This is a genomic window from Cryobacterium sp. PH31-O1 (assembly GCF_030063455.1).
Lineage (GTDB): Bacteria > Actinomycetota > Actinomycetes > Actinomycetales > Microbacteriaceae > Cryobacterium.
The window spans coordinates 60,601-82,397 of sequence record NZ_JASITB010000009.1; the positions used below are offsets into that span (position 1 = coordinate 60,601).

Below are 21,797 nucleotides of genomic sequence, written 5' to 3' on the forward strand. Positions count from 1 at the left end.
TTACTTTCCGATCAAAACGGGAAGAGGGGCGGGCAGGGCGAGTTTCTTGAGCGGGAGCGATAGGTCGACCGCACGGTCAGCGGGCAGGTGCTGCCCGGAGTGCAGCATGGCGCGCACGGCGATGAAGTCGAGCGGCCGGTTGACGCAGTCGGCGGCGATGAGCTGCCCGGCTCGGTAGTAGAGCACAGAGAACTTCTCGGTCTCGGGATCGCCGCGCAGCACGATCTGGTCGTGGCCGCCGCTCAGGCCGGCGATCTGTAGTTTGAGGTCGGCCTGGTCGCTCCAGAACCACGGCACGGTGGAGTATTCGGCGGGCAGGCCGAGCAGGGTCGCAGCGGCGACCTTGGCCTGTTCGACCGCGTTCTGCACGCTTTCCAGGCGCAGCCGGGCGATGCCGCCGGGAGTTGACGACGAGTTCGGCGTGGGGTTGGGCGTGTTGGCGCAGTCGCCGGCGGCGACGGTGAGCCCGTCGGAGCACAGCGCGCTGGCGTCGACGACAATGCCGTTGTCGACGGTGAGGTCGAGCTGTTCGGCCAGTTCGGTGCGGGCGATCACGCCAACACCGATCAGAACGACGTCGGCCTTGATCACGTCGCCGCTCGCGAGTTCAACCCCGGTGACCCGGTCGTGCTGGCCGAGAAAACGGCTGACCTGGGCGTTCAACACCACCCGGGTGCCGCGGCGCCGGTGCGCCGCGAGGTAGAAGGCGCTCGTCGCCTCGGATACCGCTCGCCCGACCAGGCGCGGCGCTGCTTCGAGCACGGTCACGGTCTTACCGGCGGCGCGAGCTCCGGCGGCCACTTCGAGGCCGATGAAACCTCCACCCACAACGACCAGGTCGGTCGCGCTGGCCAGTCTCTGTTCGAGCAGGGCGGCATCCGTTGCGGTGCGCAGGTAGCTGACCCCCTCGAGTTCGCTGCCGTCGAACGGAATCTGGCGCGGAATGGCGCCCGTGGTGAGGGCGAGCCGGGCGAATTCGAAGCGCCGGCCCGATTCGGCGGTGGCCACCCCGCCGCTGGCATCACGCTCGATCGTTACGATGCGTTCCCGGGTGACGAGCTCGATGCTGTGCTCGGCGTAGAACTCGTGGGTGCGAAAGGTCAGCGAATCTGCTGTGGCCTCACCCTTGAGAAAAGCCTTCGAGAGCGGCGGCCGCTGGTACGGGGCGTGCGGCTCTTCGCCGACGAGCACGATCGGCTCGGTGTCGCCAAGTTCCCGCAGGCTCGAGGCGAGCTGCACGCCGGCCTGGCAGGCACCGATGATGAGGGTTCCGATTCGCATGGTCAGACCTGCGTTTCTGGGGTGGTCACGCGAATGTCCGCGTCGCGCAGCTTGAGCTGGCAGGAGAGTCGGGAGTTAGCCTCGCGGTCGACGGCGGTGCCGTCGAGCATGTCGTCTTCGAGTTCTTGCATCGGGTCGAAGACGCTGTCGGCGCAGACGAAGACATGGCAGGTGGCGCAGGAGAGGCTGCCGCCGCACTCGGCAACGATGCCGGGAACGCCGTTGCGCACGGCGGTCTCCATAACGGAGTCACCCGCGAATCCCGCGACGGCCGTTTCATTGCCGGCGGCGGATATGTAGGTTACAGAAGGCATTGTTTCTCCTTACAGAAACTGTCGTCCACCGTCGACCACGAGGGTCTGGCCGGTGATGTAACGGGAGCCGGGGCCGGCCAGAAACAGGGCAGCCCCGACGATGTCGTCGGGCTCGCTGGCCCGTTTGATCGAGCCGCGGTCAACGCCGTATTCGGCGGCGCCCTGGATGAGGCCGTAGCTGGCCTCGGTGAGGGTGAAGCCGGGTGCGATCGCGTTCACGGTGATATTGCGGTCGCCGAGCTCCTTGGCGAGCACCCGGGTGAGGGCGATCACACCGCCCTTCGACGCCACATAGTGAGCCCACTGGGCGGAACCGCTGAGCACGGTGGCGCTGGACAGGTTGATCACTGCGGCATTGTTCGCGAGATAGGGCGAGCAGGCGCGGGTGACCAGCCAGGGGCCCTTGAGGTTGACCGCCATGACGCGGTCCCACTCGTCCACATCGATCTCCTCGAACGGTGACCGGGTGATGGTGGCGTAGATCGCCGCGTTGTTGATGACGACGTCGATCTGGCCGTCCAGGCCGGAGAAGGCGGCAGCATCCGCGGCCAGTTGGGTGACCGAATCGAGCTGGGTCACGTTGGCCTGCACTGCGAGGGCGGTGCCGCCGGCCGCCTCGACGAGCACGGCGGTCTGCTGCGCACCCTCAAGGTTGGTGTCGGCGACGACCACCCGGTCGCCCTGAGCCGCGAAGCCCAGGGCAAAGGCACGGCCCAGCCCACCGGCGGCGCCGGTGATCAGCACCGTTCGAACGGGTCGAAGAATGGGCTGGTCCGTGCGCGGATCAGGCATGGCTGCCTTCGAGAACCGGGCCGTCGAGCGCCTGCTCCAGCTGAACGGCCGCGTCGCCCGCCAGGGTGAGGTCGTGACTGTGCCCCTCGACGATGGTCACGGTGCCGTTGTTGCCGTCAACACGCAGCCACTGGCCGGTCACGATCTGCGACGAGGCGGTGCCGGTTCCGGTGACGGCCGGCATGCCGTACTCCCGGCAGACAATGGCCGCGTGGCTCATCATGCCGCCGATGTCGGTAACCGTGGCGCGAATCTTGCCGAAGATCGGTCCCCACGATGGTGCCGTCACGGGGGCGACGAGGATGTCGCCCTCCTGCACCTCGGAGAGCTGATCCGAGCTGCTAATGACGCGCGCCGGGCCTTCGGCCACGCCGCTCGAGGCCGCCATGCCGCGAAATTCTCCCTCTGGCGCATCGGAATCACCGAGCCAGTTCTTGATCTGGTCGCTCGTGATGCCCCAGAGCATGAGGGTGAACGGTTCGGTGATAACGGCCGGCGGCGTGTTCAGCGCCGGCTGCGGACGCTGCTGCTGCAGGGCATCCACTATGACGCGACGACGCTCGACCTCCTCGGGCCAGTACGACGGGCCGATGGCCGGCGCGCCGACCGCCCAGCCGGTGACGTAGTCGAACAGGGCCTCACGCACCTCGTCGCGGCGCAGAAAGAACATGCCGTCGGCGTCGGGCCAGAAGCCCTGCTCCTGCAGCATCGCCGAAAGCTGGCGGGCCTTACGCCAGAAGACGCCCATGGTCCAGTGCTCGATGTAGAAGTTGTGGTTCTCGACGTAGGGGTAGACCTGACGGGCCAGACCGAGCTTGCCCTCGAAGGCGGCGAGCTGCTCGGAGCTGAGCAGTTCCGAGTACTCCTCGGTGATGCGGTCGCGTTCGGCGACGAGTTCGGCGACCGGGCGGTCGATGGTCTGGCCGGCCTGCAGACGCCCGATGTAGTCGCTGATGTAGCCCAGCGGCAGTTCGAGGTGGTCCAGCCAATACTTGTCGTGGGCGTAGAAGCCGTTGCCGACGGTGAAATTGAACCACGGGTCCTTGGCCGCGTTGAAGGCGGCGAGCCACTCGGCGCCGCGGCTGGCGGCCTCGATGCCGGCGAGGGTCTGCTCGGGATCCGCGGTGTTGCCGAACAGACCGGTCAGGCCCAGTTCGATGGCGAGCTTGGCGAGCTTCTTGAGCTCGTCGTCGGGTCGGAACAGCTCCATGTCGACGCCCTGCACCATCTTCGCGACGGCCTGGTCGGGGATACCCGGAAAGACCTCCTTGCAGAAGCTGAAGAAGTCGAGGTAGGCCACGTAGCCGAGATTGAGGAATTCGAAGTGGTACTGCCAGGCGCGGTAGGTGAGCGCGATCAGCGCGTCGTACTGCGCGAGCAGGTCGTTGTTCGGACCGGTGCCCTTGCCGCTTGTGACGTCGCCCATGTCGACCCTGTCGGGCAGCGCGTCAAAGTTCAGCGCGCCCAGTTCGTCGATCGTGCCGCGAACCTTGCCCTGCCACTGCTCGAGCAGGCCGTCCCAGTTCTGAAAGTAGTGGCCGGCGCGCGCCATGAACTCGGGCACCCGGGCGGCGATCTCCGACTCGGGCACGCCCACCGGCGACATGAAGACGTAGCCGTTGTGAATGCGAAACTCGATGCCGTTGGCCGGCGGAATCAGCAGGTGCCTGGTGTTGTATTGGCCGAGGCACGACACGGCGAACTCGAAACCGATGGTCTCGAACGGCTTGGTCACCGTGGGCCAGTGCTGGCTGTCGCAGAACCAGAACTTGCCCTCTTCAACCTCGCGGCGGTTCTGCTGAAACACGAGGTTGTACGCGTACAGGTCCTTCCAACCCTCGGCGCCCGCGGCGGGAGCCTGGTCATAGGGGCTGGGAAATGACTTCTCTGTCATAAGAAAACCGTTCTCGAAGGTGGTGCGCGGGTGAGGTGTTTGCACGTGCGGTACTGCGCAAGCGGATGCTGCGGGTCGGGTTAGTCCGGTGCCTTACCGGCCTGCACCAGGAGTGATCTGGTGATGCTCTCGATGCCGTAACCATTGCTCGGAGCGGGGCTGGCGGCATCCGCTTTCGCGGCCGAGGAATGCACCGTCTCTGGGCGGGACTGCAGCAGCAACAGATTGTGGCCGTCGGGCAGGTCGCGATCGAGGGCCCACTCGATGTCCTGCGGGCATTTGAAGTGTTTCTCGGCCTTCTTGGCGATGGTCGCGATGGCGGTTATTTCGGTTTCGCTGATCGAGAGCACGGCGCGGCGTTCTGGCGAGACCTCGAGTTCGACCAGCCCCGTGTTGGCCGCGTCGGGTACCAGCTCGGCGTGCTTGTCGCCGATCACCCGCTTGACGACCATGAGCATGATCTTGTCGACGGTGACGTTGTCGGGGGTGACGAGGCCGGAGACGACGAGCTCGCCGAGGCCGTAAGAGGCTTCCATGACGATCTTGGAGCGGTCGCCGGTGGTGGGATCCATGGTGATGGCGACCCCGGCGGCGCGAGCGTTGACCATCTTCTGCACGGCGACGGCCATGGAGAGGCCCTCGTTGGGGATGTTGTTCTTGAGGCGGTAGGTGATGGCGCGGGAGGTGAACAGCGAGGCCCAGCAGCGGCGGATGTGCTCGGTCACGTCGACGATGCCGCTCAGCCAGAGGTAGGTATCCTGCTGGCCGGCGAAGCTCGCATCTGGTAGGTCCTCGGCGGTCGCCGAGGACCGCACGGCCACCGGAACCGGCTCACTGAACCGCGCCTGGAGTGCGTGGTATGCGGCCACGAAGTCGGCGCGCACGTCGGCGGGCACCGGACGGCTCTCAATCTCGAAGCGCAACTGGGCCGACACTCGGTCGACCTCGGCCACATCGTCGGCGTCGAGGTTGGCCAGCAGGGCGTGGATGTCCTGCTCAATGCCGGCGGCCGCGATGAACGCGTCGTAGGAGGCGGTGGTGATGGCGAATCCGGGCGGTACCGGCATGCCGGCCTGGGTGAGGGCGACGAGCGAGGCGCATTTGCCGCCGAGCAGCTCGTGGCGGGGCGAGTCGGTGCCGTCGAAGAACTGAATATACGGTGCGGTGGTCATTTCTGATCCCCCCAGGTAACGGGCACCGCGGTGGGCGCCCTGAACGACAGGTTGTCTCCGAACACGATCTTCTCGGCGTCGATCAGGCGCAGGCCGGGAGCCGCCTTCAGGGTCTCTTCGACGACGATTTTGTCTTGCATCTTGGCGAGCATGTTGCCCAGGCAGTAGTGAATGCCGAAGCCGAACGACAGGTGATTGCGGGCGTTGACCCGGTTGATGTCGAAGGTTTCGGGTTGCTCGAAGGTGTCGCCGTCACGGTTGGCCGACCCCATCAGCAAGAGGATGTTCGACCCGGCCGGAATCGCCACCCCGCCGATCTCGGTGTCGACGAGCGCCTTGCGCCGCCAACCCACGATGCTCGGGGAAAAACGCAGTGTCTCGTCAATTGCGGCCGGGATGCGGCTTGGATCCTCAAGCAGCTTCTGCCACTCGGCGGGATGGGCGAGCAGCTCACGAATGGTGTTGGAGATGAGCGTGGTCGTGGTCTCGTGGCCGGCGAAGAGCAAACTGTAACAAACCGAGGCGATCTCGTGGTCGGAGATCTCAGAGCCGATCGACTGTGCCTGCACGAGGTCAAAGACGAGGTTGTCGCCGTTCTCGTTTTTGTCGAGTTGCTCGTGAGCGTTGGAGACGAGGCGCAGACACTCGGTCCAGTAGTCGACGAGGTTGTGCGCGTGCGGAATCTGCTCGTCATCGCTCAGATCACCCCAGGTCATCGCGGCCCGGGAATCCGACCATTTCTTGTAGGTCGAGACCATCTCGGGGCCGACGCCGAGCAGCCCGAGGATGGTTATCGTGGGGATGTCCACCGCGACGTCTTTCAGAAAGTCGCCGCGTTCACTGGGGTGGGCGAGCATCTGCTGCAGCAGACGCGCGGTGTTCTCGCGAATGGTGGGTTCGAGCTTCTTGTAGCGGCGGGGCGTGAATTCCTTCTGCACGATGGCGCGCATGCGGGTGTGCTCCGGGGGAATGCGGGCGGAGAGGCCGGAATAGGCGGTGAAGCCGCCGTCGTTCATGATCGTGGTAGCGGCCGCGCCGCGGGCTCGCACGGGTGCCTGGGCGTTCTCGCTGCTGAAGACCTGCCAGTTGTCGAAGGTGGCTTTGACGTCGTCGTAGCGGGAGACGACGAAGTAACCGATCTCCTCATCGAACATGACCGGTTCGTTCTCGCGCAGGGCGGCATACGAGGGGAACGGGTCGGTCATCGCGAAGGGGGCGTAGCCGTGGTGTGCGCTTGCGGCACCGTTTTCGGCGCTGCCACCGCGGGCGACCGGGCATTGGCCGGTCGCGGCGGCCGGGTGGGCGAGTGCGGGTTGAGCGGTCACGATGGCTCCTTGGTCAGCAGTTCTCAACGTTGAGGTCGACGAGGTCTATCTAAGACGCGTTGGTAGCCGTAACTGCCGCGCTGTCCCACTGGATGGAAGTGGCTTCACGGTTGGGCTGGTTTTGGCACGCTGGCCGGCAGCCGCAGAGTGGCGGGCGGCAGGTGCGCGATTCCAGCCTGGATGCGCTCAGCCGTGCCCTGCAGCACGGGCAGGTAGCGCTCCAGCTGGTGCGCGCGCGAGGTAGGCAGCACGATGCCGAGCGCGCCGAAGATCTGCCCCGACGCCTGGAACACCGGCACCGCGAGCGAACAGGAGCCCTGCCGCACCTCTTCGGAGGCGAGGGCGAACCCGAGTTCCTTGATCTTGCCGAGCTCCCGACGCAGCTCGGCCGGATCGGTTTTGGTCAGCGGGGTGCGGCGCACGAGTTCGCCGTCGAGCACCGCGTTCTGCACCCACTCCTCTTCAAAGGCGAGAATGGCGCGGCCGACCGCGGTGGCGTGCAGCGGTAGGCGACCGCCGACCCGGCTGGCTTGAGGGACCCGGCGGCTGCCGTAAACCCGGTCGATGTAGAGCACCTCGGCACCGTCACGAATGGCCAGGTGCACGGTCTCCTGGGTGAGCCCGAACAGGTCTTGCAGGTAGGGCCTGGCCACGTCGCGCAGCTTGCGGCCAGCGTGCTGGCCGAGTTCCCAGAGGCGTAGCCCAATTTGGTAGCGGCCCTGGGCGTCCCGCTGCACGGCGCCCCAGGCCTCGAGTTCACCGAGCAGGCGGTGCGCTGTGCTCTGCGGCAGCCCGCTCTCCCGGCTGATCTCCGATAATGACCGAGCGGATGCGCTGTGCTCAAACGCCGCCAGAACGCTCAGCACGCGGCTGGTCACCGACTGACCGGGGGCGTTCGTGTGGCCGGCCATGGTGCCTCGTCTCGAGTTTTCGCTCCCCTTCATCGGCGGGCAGGCTCAATCTAACCAGCGGCGACCGGGCGGCGCGAGGGCCGAAGGTCCCCCGTTCGGGGCTGCGCCCCAACGCTTCTCACGCCACCCAACGCCGCAGCGCACCGTCTGGTCGGCGCCCCGGGCTGCCGGAATCCGCTACGCCAGCGGGTAGGCGAGGGCGTTCTGGCGCACCCCAAGAGTCAGCCGGTCGCCGATGCGCGGCAGGTCGGGAGCCGCCACCCTGGCCCGCACGACGAGGCCGCCGGCGAGGGTAAAGCTCACCAGTGCGTCGTGGCCGGCGTAGGCGATGGCGGTGGTGACGGCATCCGTTTGTTGCGTGGCCGATGGCCGCGTTAGCGTCAGCCACTCGGGTCGCAGCAGCACGCGCACCCCGGTGCCGTCGACCGGAGCGGATGCCGAGCCCGACGACGACCCGCCCATGCCGTCCGCCGGGAGCGAGCCGAGGGCGCAATCGACGCGGCCGCCCTGCCAGACGCCGTCGAGTTCGACGGTATCGCCGACGAACCCGGCGACCCACGGGTCAACCGGGCGCTCGTAGACGTCGGCGGGGGTGCCGAACTGCAGGATCTCGCCGCCGCGCATCACGGCCACAAAATCGGCAAGGGAGAGCGCCTCTTCCTGGTCGTGCGTCACGAGCAGGCTCGTATTGTGCTGGCCGCGCAGCAGGGCAGCGACCTCGGTGCGCAGTGCTGCCCTCAGCAGCGGGTCGAGGGCCGCGAAGGGTTCGTCGAGCAGCATGAGGTCGGGCCGGGGGGCGAGCGCCCTGGCCAGCGACACGCGCTGGGCCTGACCACCGGAGAGCTGGGAGGGGGCGCGATCGACGAGTTCGGCCAGGCCTACCAGAGTGGCGAGCTCAGCGATGCGGGCGGCGCGGCTGGTCTGGCGACCGCGGTCGGGGCTGATCGGCACGGCGGCGAGGGGGCTGGGGCTCAGCGAGGTCGGTCGGGGGCGGTTTGCGCGCCCACGCCGGGTGAGACCGGCGAAGAGTCCGCCGACTCCCCCCGCAGTCTCGCCGGGCTCGCAGTAGAGATCGTCGCTCTGCCTGGTGCGGGGCAGCCCGAAACCGATGTTCTCGCCGACGGACAGGTGCGGAAACAGCGAGGCGTCCTGCGGAACCCAGCCCATGCCGCGCTTTTCCGGGGCTCGCTGCACGCCGGGACCTGTAACGAGTCGCCCGCCGACCGTGATCGTGCCTGAGGTGACCGGAAGCAGTCCCGCGATTGCGCGCAGGAGTGTGGTCTTGCCGCATCCGCTCGGGCCGAGAACGGCCACGATTGAGCCGCGCGGAATGCGCAGGCTGACGTCGTCAAGCACCCGCCGAGCACCGTAGGCGACGTTCAGCGCTTCGATCGATACCCAGCCCACTAGTTCTCCCTTGCCGTTTGGCGGATGCCGCTCAGCAGCACCGCGGGCACCATCGCCACAAGCACAAGCGCCGCCGCATAGGGCGCCGCAGCGCCGAACTCGAACAGGGCCGTGCGACTCCACAACTCGGTCGCGAGCGTGGAAACGCCCGTCGGCCGCAGCAGCAGCGTCGCTGGCAATTCTTTCATGGCCGAGATGGCCACGAGCAGTGCGCCGATAGCGATGCCGGGCAGTGCGAGGCGCGCGGTGACCCGCCACCAGGCTTGGAACGGCGAGAGGCCGAGCATGCGGGAGACGTCGCCGAGGCTCGCCGGCACCGCGGCGATGCCGCTGCGCACGCTGCCGATCGCCCGCGGCATGAACAGCACAACATAGGCGAAGACCAGCACGACCGACGTCTGGTAAAACATCGGCACCGCGGCGAGCGCGAAGAACACGAGGGAGAGGCCCACGACGATGCCAGGCAGGGCATGACCGAGAAAGCCTACGGCCTCGATCAGGGCAACCAGGCGACCGCGGTACCGGGCGGCGAGAGCGGCGATCGGCAGGGCCACGAGAACAGCGACCACGGCGGCGGCCAAGGCGAGCCCGAGGGTCGCGCCGATCGCTTCGATCAGGCGCGGCACGTCGATCGCGCGCAGGGTTTGTGCTTCGAGCAGGCGGCTGAGCAACCCGACCACCGGAACCACGACCCCGGCGAGTGGCGCGGCGACGAGCACGAGCACGTAGATGGGCCAGGCGCGGCCCGGCCCTCGGGCCGGCATCGTGCTGCGCCCGGGAACACTGGAGACCTGGCGGCGGCTGCGCCGTTCGCCGGCCACGACCACGAGGGCGAGCACGACGAGCACGAGCGCGAGCATGGCGGCCTGGTTGCGATCGAAACTCGCACCGTAGGCGGCATTGATTCCCCAGGTGAGCGTCTGAAACCGCAGCATCGAGACGAGCCCGAAATCGCTCAAAGAGTAGAGACACACGAGCAACGCCCCGGCGATCGCTGCCGGGCGAATCTGCGGCCAGGTCGCCGCCGCGAACGCCCGAAGCGGCCCGCGACCGAGGGTACGCGCAACCGATTCCAGATCAGCGGATGCCCCGCGCAGCGCCGCCGCCACCGGCAGCGTCACGTAGGGGGTGCAGACCATGGTCATGACGAACCAGCTGGCCCAGAAACCATGGAGCTGCGGAAACCAGACCAGCCAGCCGTAGGCGGCCAGGTAGCTCGGCACCGCGAGCGGCAGCGCCGAGACCAGCAGCAGCGTGCGCTGGAACGGCAGGCGGATGCGGGTGAGGATCCAGGCGCAGATCGTGCCGAGCACGAGGCACGAGAGGGTGACGGCCGCTGCGAGCAGAACCGTGTTCACCGTGAGCTGCAGCACCCGCGGGCGCACGAGGGTCGCGAGCAGCTCGGTCAGCCCGGCCTCGGTCGTGCGCACCACGAGGTAGACCAGCGGGATGGCGGCGGTCGCGGCGCAGAGCGCGGCGAGCAACAGAAGCCAGGGTGGCGCGCCGAAACGGTACCGGCCGGGCGCGCGGGCCGGCGGTGGGGCATCCGTTTCGAGTGGTGGAACGAGCAACTCGGTCACGAGAGGCTCCCGGCGCAGGGTAGGGCGCGGCCGCCGACCTGAGCCCGCACCCGCGCCTTCACTGCCTCAATGTTAGATCAGGCCGTGCTTGCCGAGCAGCGCCTGGGTGTCTTCGAGGGTGTCGAGGTCGGCGAGGTCGAGGTCGAGGTCGGGGTTGATCAGCGAGTCGAGTGCGGGCAGGCCGGCCGGGGCGTCGATGCCGGCAATCAGGGGGTACTCGAACGTCTCGTCGACGAAGTACTGCTGCGCCTCGACGCCGACCAGGTAGTCGATGAACTCGAGCGCGTCGGCATCCGCTTCGGCACCGGCCAGCAGGCCGGCCCCGGTGACGTTCACGATGGAGCCCGCGTCGCCGGCTTCGGGGTAAGAGAGCTGGGCACGCATATTGGCCTCACCGGTTTCGGCGGCCTGGGCGAACCAGTAGTAGTGATTGATGAGTCCGGCCTCGATGACCCCGTCGTTGACGGCGGCGAGAATGGCGCGGTTGTTGTCGAAGATGACCGGGCTGTTCGCGGCGACGGCAGCGACCCACTCGTCGGCGGCATCTTCGCCGTTCAGCACCCGGTAGGCGGTGACGAAGGCCTGGAAGCTCGCGTTGGTCGGCGCGATGCCGAACTTTCCTGACCACGCGGGGTCGGTGAAGGCGTCAACGGATGTTGGCACGTCGGCCGCGCTCATGGCCTCGCTGTCGTAGGCGATCACGCGGGCCCGGCCGGTGACGCCGACCCAGGTGTCGTCGGTCGAGGTGAATCCGGCCGGAACGGCGTCGGTCGTCGCGGCCGGCAAGGTCGCGAACAGGTCGGCGTTGGCGAGGGCGCCGAGCGCGCCGGCGTCCTGGGCGAGGAAGACCTGGGCGGGGGTGGCGTCGCCCTCTTCGAGCAGCAGGGCGCCAAGCTCGGCGGTGTTGCCGTAACGCACCTCGACGCTGATGCCACTCTGCTCCTCGAATTGGTCGATGAGCGGCTGAATGAGCGCTTCGTCTCGCCCGGAATAGAGGGTGAACGCGCCGTCGCTCGTTTTCGCTGTGGCTGCTGGCTCGGCGGCCGGCGTGCACCCGGCGAGGGCGAGAACGGTGGCGCCGGCAACGAGCACGGCGACAGAAAGGGGGATGCGCATTTTTCTCCAGAGCTAGAAAGACCAAGGTAAGGCTACGCTAACCCGTTCGGGGGTGCGAATTAGCGCGGTCTCTCGCGTCATCGGGCGTCACGCGAACTGGCACCCGTCTCTGCCCGTCTCTGCCCGTGTCTGCCCGTCTCTGCCCGTCTCTGCCCGTCTCTGCCCGTCTCTGCCCGTCTCTGCCCGAAGATCGGGGATCGCGCGCTGTCGACCCCTTGCGAGCCGTGAGTATGAACCGACGAGGCGTGAGTTCTAAGCCGATTCTGGCAGCAAATAGGGTCAAACTCACGGCTCGGCGAGCGAAATCGGCGTCGTCACGTCGACCGGTGGAGTCAGTGTCGTTCCCGTTGTAACGTTAAGACACCCATTCACCCGAGGCCTCCCGCCCGCTGGCTGAGGAGCCCGATGATGCACTCCCCCGTGCCCAGCACGCGACCGGCCCTGCTCGGCTGGCGCAACGCCGTGTTCGCCGTCTTTTTCGTAGCCGGGCTCGGCCTGGCCAGCTGGATGGCGCGGGTTCCCGCCGTGCGCGACGGTCTCGGGCTCGATACCGCCCAGGTCGGCATCCTCATCTTCGGGCTCTCAGCCGGTTCGGTGATCGGGTTGCTGATCGCCGCTGGTCTGCTGGGTCGCCTCGGCGCCCGCCGGGCGATGCTGCTGTGCATTACATTTTCGGCCACCGGCCTCGTCTTCATGGGCGTCGGCGTCAGCATCGTGCCCTCGGCCCCGTTCGTGTTCGCAGCCCTCGCCGTGTTCGGAGTCGGCATGGGTTCCCTCGACGTCATGATGAACGTCGAGGGCGCCGCCGCAGAACGCGCCATCGGACGCACGCTCATGCCGCTCATGCACGCCTGCTTCAGTCTCGGCACGGTGGTGGGGGCGCTGGGCGGCGCCGCCGCATCCGCTTGGCAGGTTTCGGTGTTCTGGCACCTGCTCGTCATGGCCGTGCTGGTGCTGGGCACGATCGTCGTGGCCGTGCGGTTCCTTCCGGCGGGCGGCCAGAGCGCTGAAACAGCGGATGCCCCGCGCCAGGCCTGGCCCGCCCGCCTGCGCGACAGCCTGGCCGTCTGGCGGGATCGTAAATTGCTGCTGATCGGGGTGATCGTGCTCGGCATGACCTTCGCCGAGGGCTCGGCCAACGACTGGCTCGCGCTCGCCTCGGTCGACGGGCACGGCTTCAGCAACACCGACGGCGCCATCGTGTTCGGTGTGTTCGTGGCCGCGATGACCGTGGGTCGTGTGCTCGGCGGGCCCGTGCTCGACCGATTCGGCCGGGTGCTCGTGCTGCGGGCCTGCGCCGGCGTGGGCGTTACGGGGCTCGTGCTGTTCATCCTCGCGCCGAACGCCCCGCTCGTGTTCGTTGGCACCGTGCTCTGGGGCATCGGTGCTTCGCTCGGGTTTCCGGTGGGCATGTCGGCGGCCGCCGACGACACCAAGAACGCGGCCGGCCGGGTCAGCGCCGTGGCCATCATCGGCTACTTCGCCTTTTTGGTCGGGCCGCCGGTGCTCGGGCTGCTCGGCGAGGCCTGGGGCATCCTCAATGCCCTCTATTTGATTTTGATCCTGATGGTGCTGGCCGGGCTGGCGGCCCCGGCGGCGCGGCCATCCGTTGCAGCTCTTTCCGGCTCGCGCCGTTAAGATCGTCCAGTGCGCCTTGTAATTGCGAAATGTTCCGTTGACTATGCCGGGCGTCTCAGCGCGCACCTGCCGATGGCCACCCGCCTGCTGATGATCAAGTCCGACGGCAGTGTGCTCGTGCACTCCGACGGCGGCTCGTACAAGCCGCTCAACTGGATGAGCCCGCCCTGCTCCGTCGCGATCTCCGAACCCGACAGTGATCAAGCGGATGCCGGCATCACCGCCCTCTGGACCGTCACCCACGCCAAGACCGCCGACCAGCTCGTGGTCAGCGTCTACGAGGTGCAGCACGATTCAGCGCACGACCTCGGCATTGACCCCGGCCTGATCAAGGACGGCGCCGAGTCGCACCTGCAGAAGCTGTTGGCGGAGCATATTCACCTGCTCGGTGAGGGCTTTAGCTTCGTTCGCCGGGAATATATGACGGCGATCGGTCCCGTCGATATCCTCGCGCAGGACGCGAGGGGCCGGTCCGTGGCCGTCGAACTCAAGCGCAACGGTGACATCGACGGGGTCGAGCAGCTCACCCGCTACCTCGAACTCATGAACCGCGACCCGCATTTGGCGCCAGTCAGCGGGGTTTTCGCCGCGCAGACGATCAAACCGCAGGCCCGCAAGCTGGCCGAGGATCGCGGCATCCGCTGTCTGCTGCTCGACTACGACGCCATGCGCGGCCTCGACGATACGGCCTCGAAACTCTTCTAGGGCAGCGGTCGCCCGCGCGCCGCGAGATACAGCGCGAACCACTCGTCGCGGGTCATCGCCGCGGCCTGATTCACCGCATCCGCGCAGGCGCGAATACGGGCAGGGTCGCTCGACCCGAGCACCGGGTCGATGTGCGCCGGGTGTCGCATCAGCCAGCCGAGCACGATGGCCTCGCGGGTCGTGTTTTTCATCTCGGCCAGCGCGTGCACGAGAGCGGATGCCGCCTCGTCGGCCGCCGTGCGCGTCGGGGCCGGCGCCCCCGAGTAGCGGCCCTGGGCCAGGGCGCCCCAGGCCTGCAGCCGCACCCCGTTGCTCGCGCAGTACTCGAGCGTGCCGTGCGGAAACGTGTTGCCGGCGGCATCCGGGTGGTTGACGAGTACCGTGCTGTCCACCCAGTCGTGCCGGTGGAGGCTCATCTCGAGCTGGTTCACCACGATCGGCAGCGGGGTCTCGCGCTGCAGAAAAGCGATCTGCTCCCCCGACATGTTCGAGACGCCGAGCGCGCGAATCTTGCCGGCCGCGAGCAGGTCGGCCACCGCGGCAGCCATGTCGGCCGGCTCGAGCAGCGGATCGGGCCGGTGCAGCAGCAGGGTGTCGACATAGTCGACGCCGAGCCGGGCGAGACTGTCATCGACCCGCGCCACGATCGTGGAGAGGTCGTAGGGAGCGTGGTCGGCATCTAAGCGGATGCCGCACTTGGTCTGGATCTCGATGCGTTCGCGCAGTCCAGGGGTGCGTTTCAGCACCTCACCGAACGCCGTCTCCGCCTTACCGAAGCGATAGATGTCGGCGTGGTCGAACACGCTCACGCCGATCGACAGCGCGGCTTCGATTGCGGCAGCGGCCTGGTCGATCGCTGCGGTTGTGACCTGCCCGGGGGTCCAGTCGCCACCGAGGCCCATACATCCGTAAATGAGGCGGGCGGGAGGCAGAGTCATTTGGGTCCTTCCAAAATAACAGGCTAACCCGTTGACACCCCGGCCGGAAAGTGCGTTCCCGTGCAAAAGCTGAGGAATAGTGGGCAAATGGGGTAGATGTGCGGAGAACCGCCTAGGCTATGCCGAATGAACGCAACACTGACGCGCACCTGGAGCGCCATCCTCTTCGACCTTGACGGAACCATCACCGATTCCGCCCCGGCGATCACCGCCTCGCTGGCCCGCACCTTCGCCGTGCTTGGCCGCCCCGTTCCCTCCGCTGTCGAACTGCTCGCATACGTCGGTCCGCCGATGCTCGATGCCTTCCAGGAGTACGCGGGCATGACCGCCGACGAGGCCGGGGAGGCCATCGCGGTCTACCGGGAGGAGTATCACGGCGCCGCAGCGCTCGATACGGCCGTCTATCCCGGCGTGGCCGGCCTGCTCGAGCGCATCCACGCTGCGGGAATTCCGCTCGCCCTCGCCACGAGCAAGCCCGAACTCAGCGCAATCGCCATTCTCACGCACTTCGATCTCGCGAAGTATTTCACGGCGACGGTCGGCGCCTCCGCCGACGATACCCGCAGCCACAAAGCGGACATCGTCGCCGAGGCCCTGGCCCGCCTCGCCGCGACCGGCGTCGACACGAGTGGAGCCGTCATGGTCGGCGACCGCAGCTACGACGCTATCGGTGCTGAAGCCAACGGCATTCCGGCGATTCTGGTGGAATGGGGTTACGGCTCTCCCGCCGAAGCTGCCGCCGCGACCGCTGTGGTGCACTCCACCGACCAGCTCAGCAAGCTGCTGCTCGGCTAAGCAACGGTGTACCGGCCCTCCGGGTGGCCACTGGGCGCGCGCCCGAACGTAGCTCGGGCTGCCGAAAGCTGCACTCGCGTCTGAGGTGGCTCGAGCACTAGGAGTCGAAGCCCAGCCCGAGGGCATCGAGGGTTTTGAGCAGGGCGTTGCGCTTGCCGCCGTTGTGGTCGGCGCGGTTGAGCGCCCAGCGCGTGGCCTGTATTCCAGCGGATGCGATGGGTTCCGGCGGAAACGGCAGCGGCCGGCCGCGCACCATGGCCAGTTCGGTGCGTTCCGTGGTGCGGCCGGCCAGCTGGTCGAGCATCACCTCGGCGGCAAAGTGCGTGGCCCCCACGCCGAGGCCGGTAAACCCGGCCGCGTAGCTGATGCGCCCCTGGCGGGCCTGGCCGAAGAAGGCGCAGAATTGCGTGGAGGTGTCGATGGCGCCGGCCCACTTGTGGCTGAAGCGCACCCCGGCCAGCTGCGGAAACGTCGTGAAGAAGTGGCTTGCAAGCTTTTCGAAGCTTTCGGGTCGGTTCTCGTAGGAGCTGCGCACCCGGCGGCCGTAGTGATAGACGGCGTCGTAGCCGCCAAACAGAATGCGATTGTCGGCGCTTAGGCGATAGTAATGAAACTGGTTAGCCAGGTCACTCAGGCCCTGCCGATTGTGCCAGCCGATCGCGGCGAGCTGGCTCGCATCGAGCGGTTCGGTCATCAACACGTAGTCATAAACCGGCACCGTCGCGAGTTTGTTGCGCTTGAGCAGCGACGGGAACACGTTGGTGGCGAGGGCAGCCTTCCTGGCCGTCACGATGCCGCCCTTGGTCACGACCCTGGTGCCCTGGGCGGCGCTGAGACCGGTCGTGTCGAGGTTTTGCACGAGCGAGTGCTCGAAGATTTCAACGCCGAGCTTGGTGGCTACCCGCGCCAGCTCGGCGGCGAGCTTGCCGGGATGCACGAGGGCATTGCTGCGTCGATGCCAGACTCCGGCCAGGTAGGTCGGCGAGGCCACCTCGGCCTGCACGGCCGCATGGTCGAGAAACACGGTGTTCTCGTCGGTCGACTCCTCGCGCAGCCACTCCACCTGGTGCTCTTCGATGGCGAGGTCGATGGCCCCGGTGCGCTCGAAGTCACAATCGAGGCCGAGGCTCGCCACTGCCCGCTCGATCTCGTCGAGGTTCTCCGTGCCCAGCTCGGTCAACCGGTCGATCTCCTGCGGCCAGCGCGTGCGGCCATTCTCCTCACCGTGGGTGAGGCTTGCCTCGCAGAAGCCGCCGTTGCGACCGGATGCCGCCCAACCCACCGTGCGCGCCTCCAGCAGCACCACGCGAGCCGCCGGATTCTGCTGTTTGGCGAGCACAGCGCTCCACAGGCCGAGGTAGCCCCCGCCGACGATTGCGAGGTCGCAACTCAGGTCACCGCTGAGGCGGGGATAGCTCGCTCGCGGCGCGAGGTCATCGAGCCAGAAGGAGCTCTGCCGCGTGCCGACCAGCGAGGCGGTCACGACGGATTGAGCGGGCCGGGCTCGGTCAAAAATAGTGCTGCTCATGCGGGGCGCGTCCTCTCGCGGCAACGATGCCGCCGACTGTCTCGGGCGCCCCCAGCCTAGCCGGGGCCCGACACGGTGGCGCGCTGCCGCCCCGCGGAGGTCGACGGCGCCCCCAGAGGTTCGCGGCCTGTCTCTTTTTTGGACGGGGCCCGGGCCCGGAACGCGGGCCCAGTCTATAAACTGGGCCCAGGGACGGGGCCTGGGCCCCGTCCCTGTTCTTGTTCTTGTTCTTGTTCTTGTTCCCGGCGCCAGCGCTGGCCCCGGCCCTGAATCGACCCGAGTGGATTCGGCGGGCGCCGGCATCCGCGCACGCACAAGTGCCGCCCCGCAGACGCGGGACGGCACCAAAGAGAAGCGCGGGCTAGATGATCGCGGCGCGCAGGGCGGCGGCAGCGGCGGCCGGGTCCTCTGCGCCGTAGATGGCTCCGCCGGCGACGGCAACGGATGCACCGGCGCGCTGCACCGAGGCGATGGTCGCCAGGCTCACGCCACCGGCGAGCGAGAACGGCACCTTGGCGGTTTCGCCCTGGTTCAGCAGCTTCTCGAGCGAGAAGCCGGGCTCGGCCTGCTCGTCGAGTCCGGCGTGCATCTCCACGAACTGGGCGCCCAGAGCGGTGACCTCACGGGCGCGGGTGACCTTGTCGGCGACGCCGATGAGGTCGACGACGACGCCCTTACCGTGCTTGGTCGCGGCGGCGACCGCACCGATGATGGTGCTGTCCCCGGCCGTGCCGAGCACGGTCACGAGGTCGGCGCCGGCGGCGAAGGCAATGTCGGCTTCCAGCTCGCCGGCATCCATCGTCTTGAGGTCGGCGAAGACGATCTTGTCGGGGTGCGCGGCCTTGACAGCGGTGACGGCGCGCAGGCCTTCAGCCTTGATCAAGGGAGTGCCGAGCTCGATGATGTCGACGTATGGGGCGACCTGCGCGGCGAGCACGAGTGCGGCGTCGGTGGTCAGTACGTCCATTGCTACCTGAAGCTTCATGGGGGTTCTACTTTCTGTTGGTTTCATTGTTTTGTGTGTTGCCGGGCCCGGGCCCGGAAGGCGTTATTCGAGGTTGGCGTGACGCGGCCAGAGCTGTTCGGCCGTAGAACCGCTCAACCTCCAAAGCGTGTGGAACAGGGCGTCACCGACCAGCATCACGGACTGTTCGAACAGGCCGCCCGAATACTGGGCCGATTCCTGCCCGTCGTGGTCCTGCTTGGCGGCCGCAGGAATGAGCACGGTCACCGCGGCGAGCCGCCCGAGCGGCGACTCGGGCGCCGTGGTCAGCGCCAGAATGCTCGCTCCCACGCCGTGAGCCGTCTCGGCGGCACGCACGATGGCGCCCGTCGTGCCGGATCCGCTCGCGACCAGCAGCACGTCGCCGGCAGCGATCGCCGGGCTGGTCACCTCGCCGACCACGTGCACGTCGAGACCGAGGTGCATGAGCCGCATCGCGGTCATCTTGAGCGCCAGCCCGGAGCGGCCAGCCCCGAGCACGAACACTCGCGGTGCCGCGGCGAGCAGACTCTCCGCCTCATCGAGTGACGCAGCGGATGCCCGCAGCGCGTCGACGACGCGGCTGTTCTCGGCGAAAATGAGGCCGAGGGCATCCGCGGTTGTCGGGGTGGTTATCGTTTGTGTCATAGGTCAATGCTCCGCTCTTTCGAGCGGGTGCGCGGCCCGCCAAACGAATGGTTAAACTACCCGAACGAATGGTCATAGGTTGGCTCGGAGCATGGTTCGGATAGGCTGGCGGCATGACCTTTCCCGTCAACTCCACCGTTCAGGCCACGCAGACCCTGCAGGCCGTGCAGACAGCGCAAACCGCGCGCACAGCGGCCGCCGAGCGTTCCAAGCTCATCGCCGACTTCACCGACGCGCACGCGACGACGTTGGAATCGCTGCTGGCCGTGCTGCGCTCGAGCAGCACGAGCGACTCCATTGCCAGGCAAAAAGCCACCGAGCTCGCCGCCGCTGCGATGGTCGCCCTGCGCGCGGTGAGCGACCTCGATCGCAGCCTCACCGAGGAGCCCGTGGCCCGCGCCTTCGAACGCCTCCAGAACGACCTACGCCCGCTCGTGCGTTTCGGCGACCTGGACGTGCAGTTCATCGAGCCGCCGGTCAACGGGCGCGCACTACCCGGCGAGGTCGCCCACGAAGCCAGGGCCATCGTGCGCGGCGCCGTGCTCGCCCTGGTCGAACAGGCCGGCGTCAGCCGAGTGCGCGTGCAGTGGGACTGCGACGGCAGTAACCTGCTCATTCGCATTCGCGACGACGGACCGGGCGATCTCGATGCCGAGGTGCCGAGCGTGCGCCAGCTCGCCACGCGCGTCGTCGCGCTCAGCGGAACCTTCGGCGTCGAGGCGACCGCCGGCTGGGGATCCGAGATGGCGGTGTCACTTCCGCTCGACGCGCCCACGGCATCCGTTTCTACGGCGGCGGCCTGGGGACTCAGTCCGCGCGAACGCGGCGTGCTCGAACTCGTCGCCTCTGGCGCGCGCAACAAGGCGATCGCCGAAGCGCTAACCATCAGCGAGAACACGGTGAAATTCCACGTCGCCAACCTGCTGCGCAAGGTCGGCGCCTCAACTCGTGCTGAACTGGCCTCTCTCGCCCGCTAGGGTGAGAGAGTCAGAAGACACACACCACCACGGGAGCGCGCACCAGCGAGCTGAGAGGACGGCCAGGGCCGTCGACCGTTGAACCTGTCCGGGTAATGCCGGCGTAGGAAGTTCGAAACCAATGCGCACAATTGACGAAACAACCATGTTCGAAACGGTCACCACGGGCCCGATCCAGGGCAGCAGCAAACGCTACGAACCGGTGCCGGCCTGGCCCGGGCTGGAGATTCCGGTCCGCCGGGTGAACCTCAGCAACGGCGAACACTTCGACCTCTACGACACATCAGGGCCGTACACCGACGACGCGGCCACCATCGATCTCGAGAAGGGGCTGCCGAAGACGCGGTCTGGGTGGGAGCATCCGCTGCCCATCGACGGCGCCGCTACCCAGCTGGTCTGGGCTCGGGCCGGCATAGTCACCCCCGAGATGGCCTACATCGCGGCGCGCGAGGGCGTCTCGGTCGAGCTCGTGCGCGACGAGGTGGCGCGCGGGCGGGCCGTTATCCCGGCCAACCGAATGCATCCCGAGAGCGAGCCGATGATCATCGGCAAGGCTTTCACCGTGAAAATCAACGCGAACATCGGCAATTCCGCCGTGACCTCCTCGATCGCCGAGGAGGTCGAGAAGATGGTCTGGGCCGCCCGCTGGGGCGCCGACACCCTGATGGACCTCTCGACGGGCAAAGATATCCACCTCACACGGGAGTGGATCATGCGCAACTCGCCCATTCCGGTGGGCACCGTTCCGCTCTACCAAGCCGTCGAGAAGGTCAACGGCGACCCGGCCCTGCTCACCTGGGAGATCTACCGCGACACCGTGATCGAGCAGTGCGAGCAGGGCGTTGACTATATGACCGTGCACGCGGGAGTTTTGCTCCGCTACGTTCCGCTCACCGCCAACCGGGTCACCGGCATCGTTTCACGTGGCGGCTCGATCATGGCCGCCTGGTGCCTCGCGCACCACCAGGAGAGCTTTTTATACACCCATTTCGTGGAGCTGTGCGAAATTCTGCGCCGCTACGACGTGACGTTCTCCCTCGGCGACGGCCTGCGCCCCGGCTCGATCGCCGATGCCAACGACGAGGCCCAGTTCGCCGAACTACGCACCCTCGGCGAACTCACCAAGGTCGCCAAGTCCTACGGCGTGCAGGTGATGATCGAGGGACCAGGCCACGTTCCGATGCACAAGATCGTCGAGAACGTACGTCTCGAGGAGGAACTGTGCGAGGAGGCTCCGTTCTACACGCTCGGCCCGCTCGCGACCGATATAGCCCCGGCCTACGATCACATCACGAGCGCGATCGGCGCGGCCATCATCGCCCAGGCCGGCACCGCCATGCTCTGCTACGTCACCCCCAAAGAGCACCTCGGCCTGCCCAATCGCGACGACGTGAAAACCGGTGTGATCACCTACAAGATCGCCGCCCACTCCGCCGACCTGGCCAAGCAGCACCCGCGTGCGCAGGAACGCGACGACGCTCTCAGCCGGGCCCGCTTCGAGTTTCGCTGGACCGACCAGTTCGCGCTCTCACTCGACCCGGACACCGCGCAGAGCTTTCACGACGAGACGCTTCCGGCCGGCCCCGCCAAGGCCGCTCATTTCTGCAGCATGTGCGGACCCAAGTTCTGTTCGATGCGCATTTCAGCGGATGTGCGGGTGTACGCCGCAGAGAACGGCCTCACCAGCATCGAGGCGATCGAGGCAGGCATGGCCGAGAAATCGGCCGAGTTCACCCGGATGGGCAGCTCGGTCTACCTGCCGCTCCGGGTGCTCACGGCCGACGAACGCTGAGC

19 protein-coding genes and 1 riboswitch are annotated in these 21,797 nt (G+C 67.4%); of the genes, 5 read left to right on the plus strand and 14 right to left on the minus strand.

Annotation, left to right across the window (positions count from 1 at the left end):
* The 10 genes from QMK31_RS16750 to QMK31_RS16795 form a co-directional block, all read right to left on the minus strand.
* On the minus strand, positions 1-1,281 hold the full coding sequence (locus tag QMK31_RS16750) for an NAD(P)/FAD-dependent oxidoreductase (RefSeq protein ID WP_283502085.1): 1,281 nt from the start codon (positions 1,279-1,281) through the stop codon (positions 1-3).
* A 2-nt stretch (positions 1,282-1,283) separates the two neighbouring features.
* Positions 1,284-1,595, minus strand: a complete 312-nt coding sequence (locus tag QMK31_RS16755) for a 2Fe-2S iron-sulfur cluster-binding protein (RefSeq protein ID WP_283502086.1) — start codon at positions 1,593-1,595, stop codon at positions 1,284-1,286.
* A gap of 9 nt (positions 1,596-1,604) precedes the next feature.
* A complete protein-coding gene (locus QMK31_RS16760) occupies positions 1,605-2,387 on the minus strand; it encodes an SDR family NAD(P)-dependent oxidoreductase (protein ID WP_283502087.1) in 783 nt (260 codons plus the stop codon).
* Positions 2,380-4,281, minus strand: a complete 1,902-nt coding sequence (locus QMK31_RS16765) for a PEP-utilizing enzyme (RefSeq protein ID WP_283502088.1) — start codon at positions 4,279-4,281, stop codon at positions 2,380-2,382. The genes QMK31_RS16760 and QMK31_RS16765 overlap by 8 nt, the downstream gene beginning before the upstream one ends.
* Before the next feature lie 80 nt (positions 4,282-4,361).
* On the minus strand, positions 4,362-5,453 hold the full coding sequence (locus QMK31_RS16770; RefSeq protein WP_283502089.1) for a PEP/pyruvate-binding domain-containing protein: 1,092 nt from the start codon (positions 5,451-5,453) through the stop codon (positions 4,362-4,364).
* Positions 5,450-6,778, minus strand: coding sequence for a cytochrome P450 (locus tag QMK31_RS16775; RefSeq protein WP_283502090.1), 1,329 nt, complete (start codon positions 6,776-6,778; stop codon positions 5,450-5,452). The genes QMK31_RS16770 and QMK31_RS16775 overlap by 4 nt, the downstream gene beginning before the upstream one ends.
* A 104-nt stretch (positions 6,779-6,882) precedes the next feature.
* Positions 6,883-7,689 (minus strand): IclR family transcriptional regulator, encoded by an 807-nt coding sequence (locus tag QMK31_RS16780; RefSeq protein WP_283502091.1) that lies wholly within the window; start codon positions 7,687-7,689, stop codon positions 6,883-6,885.
* Between the two features lie 177 nt (positions 7,690-7,866).
* Positions 7,867-9,096, minus strand: coding sequence for an ABC transporter ATP-binding protein (locus QMK31_RS16785; RefSeq protein ID WP_283502092.1), 1,230 nt, complete (start codon positions 9,094-9,096; stop codon positions 7,867-7,869).
* Entirely contained in the window at positions 9,096-10,676 is a 1,581-nt protein-coding gene (locus tag QMK31_RS16790) for an ABC transporter permease (protein WP_283502093.1), read from the minus strand. The genes QMK31_RS16785 and QMK31_RS16790 overlap by 1 nt, the downstream gene beginning before the upstream one ends.
* A gap of 72 nt (positions 10,677-10,748) precedes the next feature.
* On the minus strand, positions 10,749-11,792 hold the full coding sequence (locus QMK31_RS16795; protein ID WP_283502094.1) for an extracellular solute-binding protein: 1,044 nt from the start codon (positions 11,790-11,792) through the stop codon (positions 10,749-10,751).
* A gap of 405 nt (positions 11,793-12,197) precedes the next feature.
* Between QMK31_RS16795 and QMK31_RS16800 the strand changes: the two genes are divergently transcribed.
* Entirely contained in the window at positions 12,198-13,430 is a 1,233-nt protein-coding gene (locus QMK31_RS16800) for an MFS transporter (protein WP_349361576.1), read from the plus strand.
* Between the two features lie 9 nt (positions 13,431-13,439).
* Positions 13,440-14,135, plus strand: coding sequence for an endonuclease NucS (nucS, locus tag QMK31_RS16805; protein ID WP_283502095.1), 696 nt, complete (start codon positions 13,440-13,442; stop codon positions 14,133-14,135).
* Here the strand turns inward: nucS and QMK31_RS16810 are convergent.
* Positions 14,132-15,073 (minus strand): aldo/keto reductase, encoded by a 942-nt coding sequence (locus tag QMK31_RS16810; RefSeq protein WP_283502096.1) that lies wholly within the window; start codon positions 15,071-15,073, stop codon positions 14,132-14,134. The two genes, nucS and QMK31_RS16810, sit on opposite strands and share 4 nt — an antisense overlap.
* A gap of 126 nt (positions 15,074-15,199) precedes the next feature.
* Between QMK31_RS16810 and QMK31_RS16815 the strand changes: the two genes are divergently transcribed.
* Complete coding sequence (locus QMK31_RS16815; protein ID WP_283502097.1) at positions 15,200-15,868, plus strand: HAD hydrolase-like protein; 669 nt, start codon at positions 15,200-15,202, stop codon at positions 15,866-15,868.
* 97 nt (positions 15,869-15,965) lie between these two features.
* Here the strand turns inward: QMK31_RS16815 and QMK31_RS16820 are convergent, their stop codons facing one another.
* The 3 genes from QMK31_RS16820 to hxlB form a co-directional block, all read right to left on the minus strand.
* Positions 15,966-17,396, minus strand: a complete 1,431-nt coding sequence (locus tag QMK31_RS16820; protein WP_283502098.1) for an NAD(P)/FAD-dependent oxidoreductase — start codon at positions 17,394-17,396, stop codon at positions 15,966-15,968.
* Positions 17,397-17,757: 361 nt separating this feature from the next.
* A complete protein-coding gene (gene hxlA / locus QMK31_RS16825; RefSeq protein ID WP_283502099.1) occupies positions 17,758-18,381 on the minus strand; it encodes a 3-hexulose-6-phosphate synthase in 624 nt (207 codons plus the stop codon).
* Between the two features lie 63 nt (positions 18,382-18,444).
* Complete coding sequence (gene hxlB / locus QMK31_RS16830; protein WP_283502100.1) at positions 18,445-19,026, minus strand: 6-phospho-3-hexuloisomerase; 582 nt, start codon at positions 19,024-19,026, stop codon at positions 18,445-18,447.
* Between the two features lie 113 nt (positions 19,027-19,139).
* On the opposite strand from hxlB, the gene QMK31_RS16835 reads away from it, so the two are divergent.
* Together QMK31_RS16835 and thiC are read left to right on the plus strand one after the other, a co-directional pair.
* Positions 19,140-20,003 carry a helix-turn-helix transcriptional regulator gene (locus tag QMK31_RS16835; protein ID WP_283502101.1) on the plus strand — a complete coding sequence of 288 codons (864 nt, stop codon included), beginning with the start codon at positions 19,140-19,142 and terminating at the stop codon, positions 20,001-20,003.
* 19 nt (positions 20,004-20,022) lie between these two features.
* A riboswitch (TPP riboswitch) is annotated at positions 20,023-20,130 on the plus strand.
* The gene (gene thiC / locus QMK31_RS16840; RefSeq protein ID WP_283502102.1) at positions 20,125-21,795 is read left to right on the plus strand and encodes a phosphomethylpyrimidine synthase ThiC; all 1,671 of its coding nucleotides are present in this window, start codon (positions 20,125-20,127) and stop codon (positions 21,793-21,795) included. (Overlaps the previous riboswitch by 6 nt.)
* Positions 21,796-21,797 lie beyond the last annotated feature (2 nt).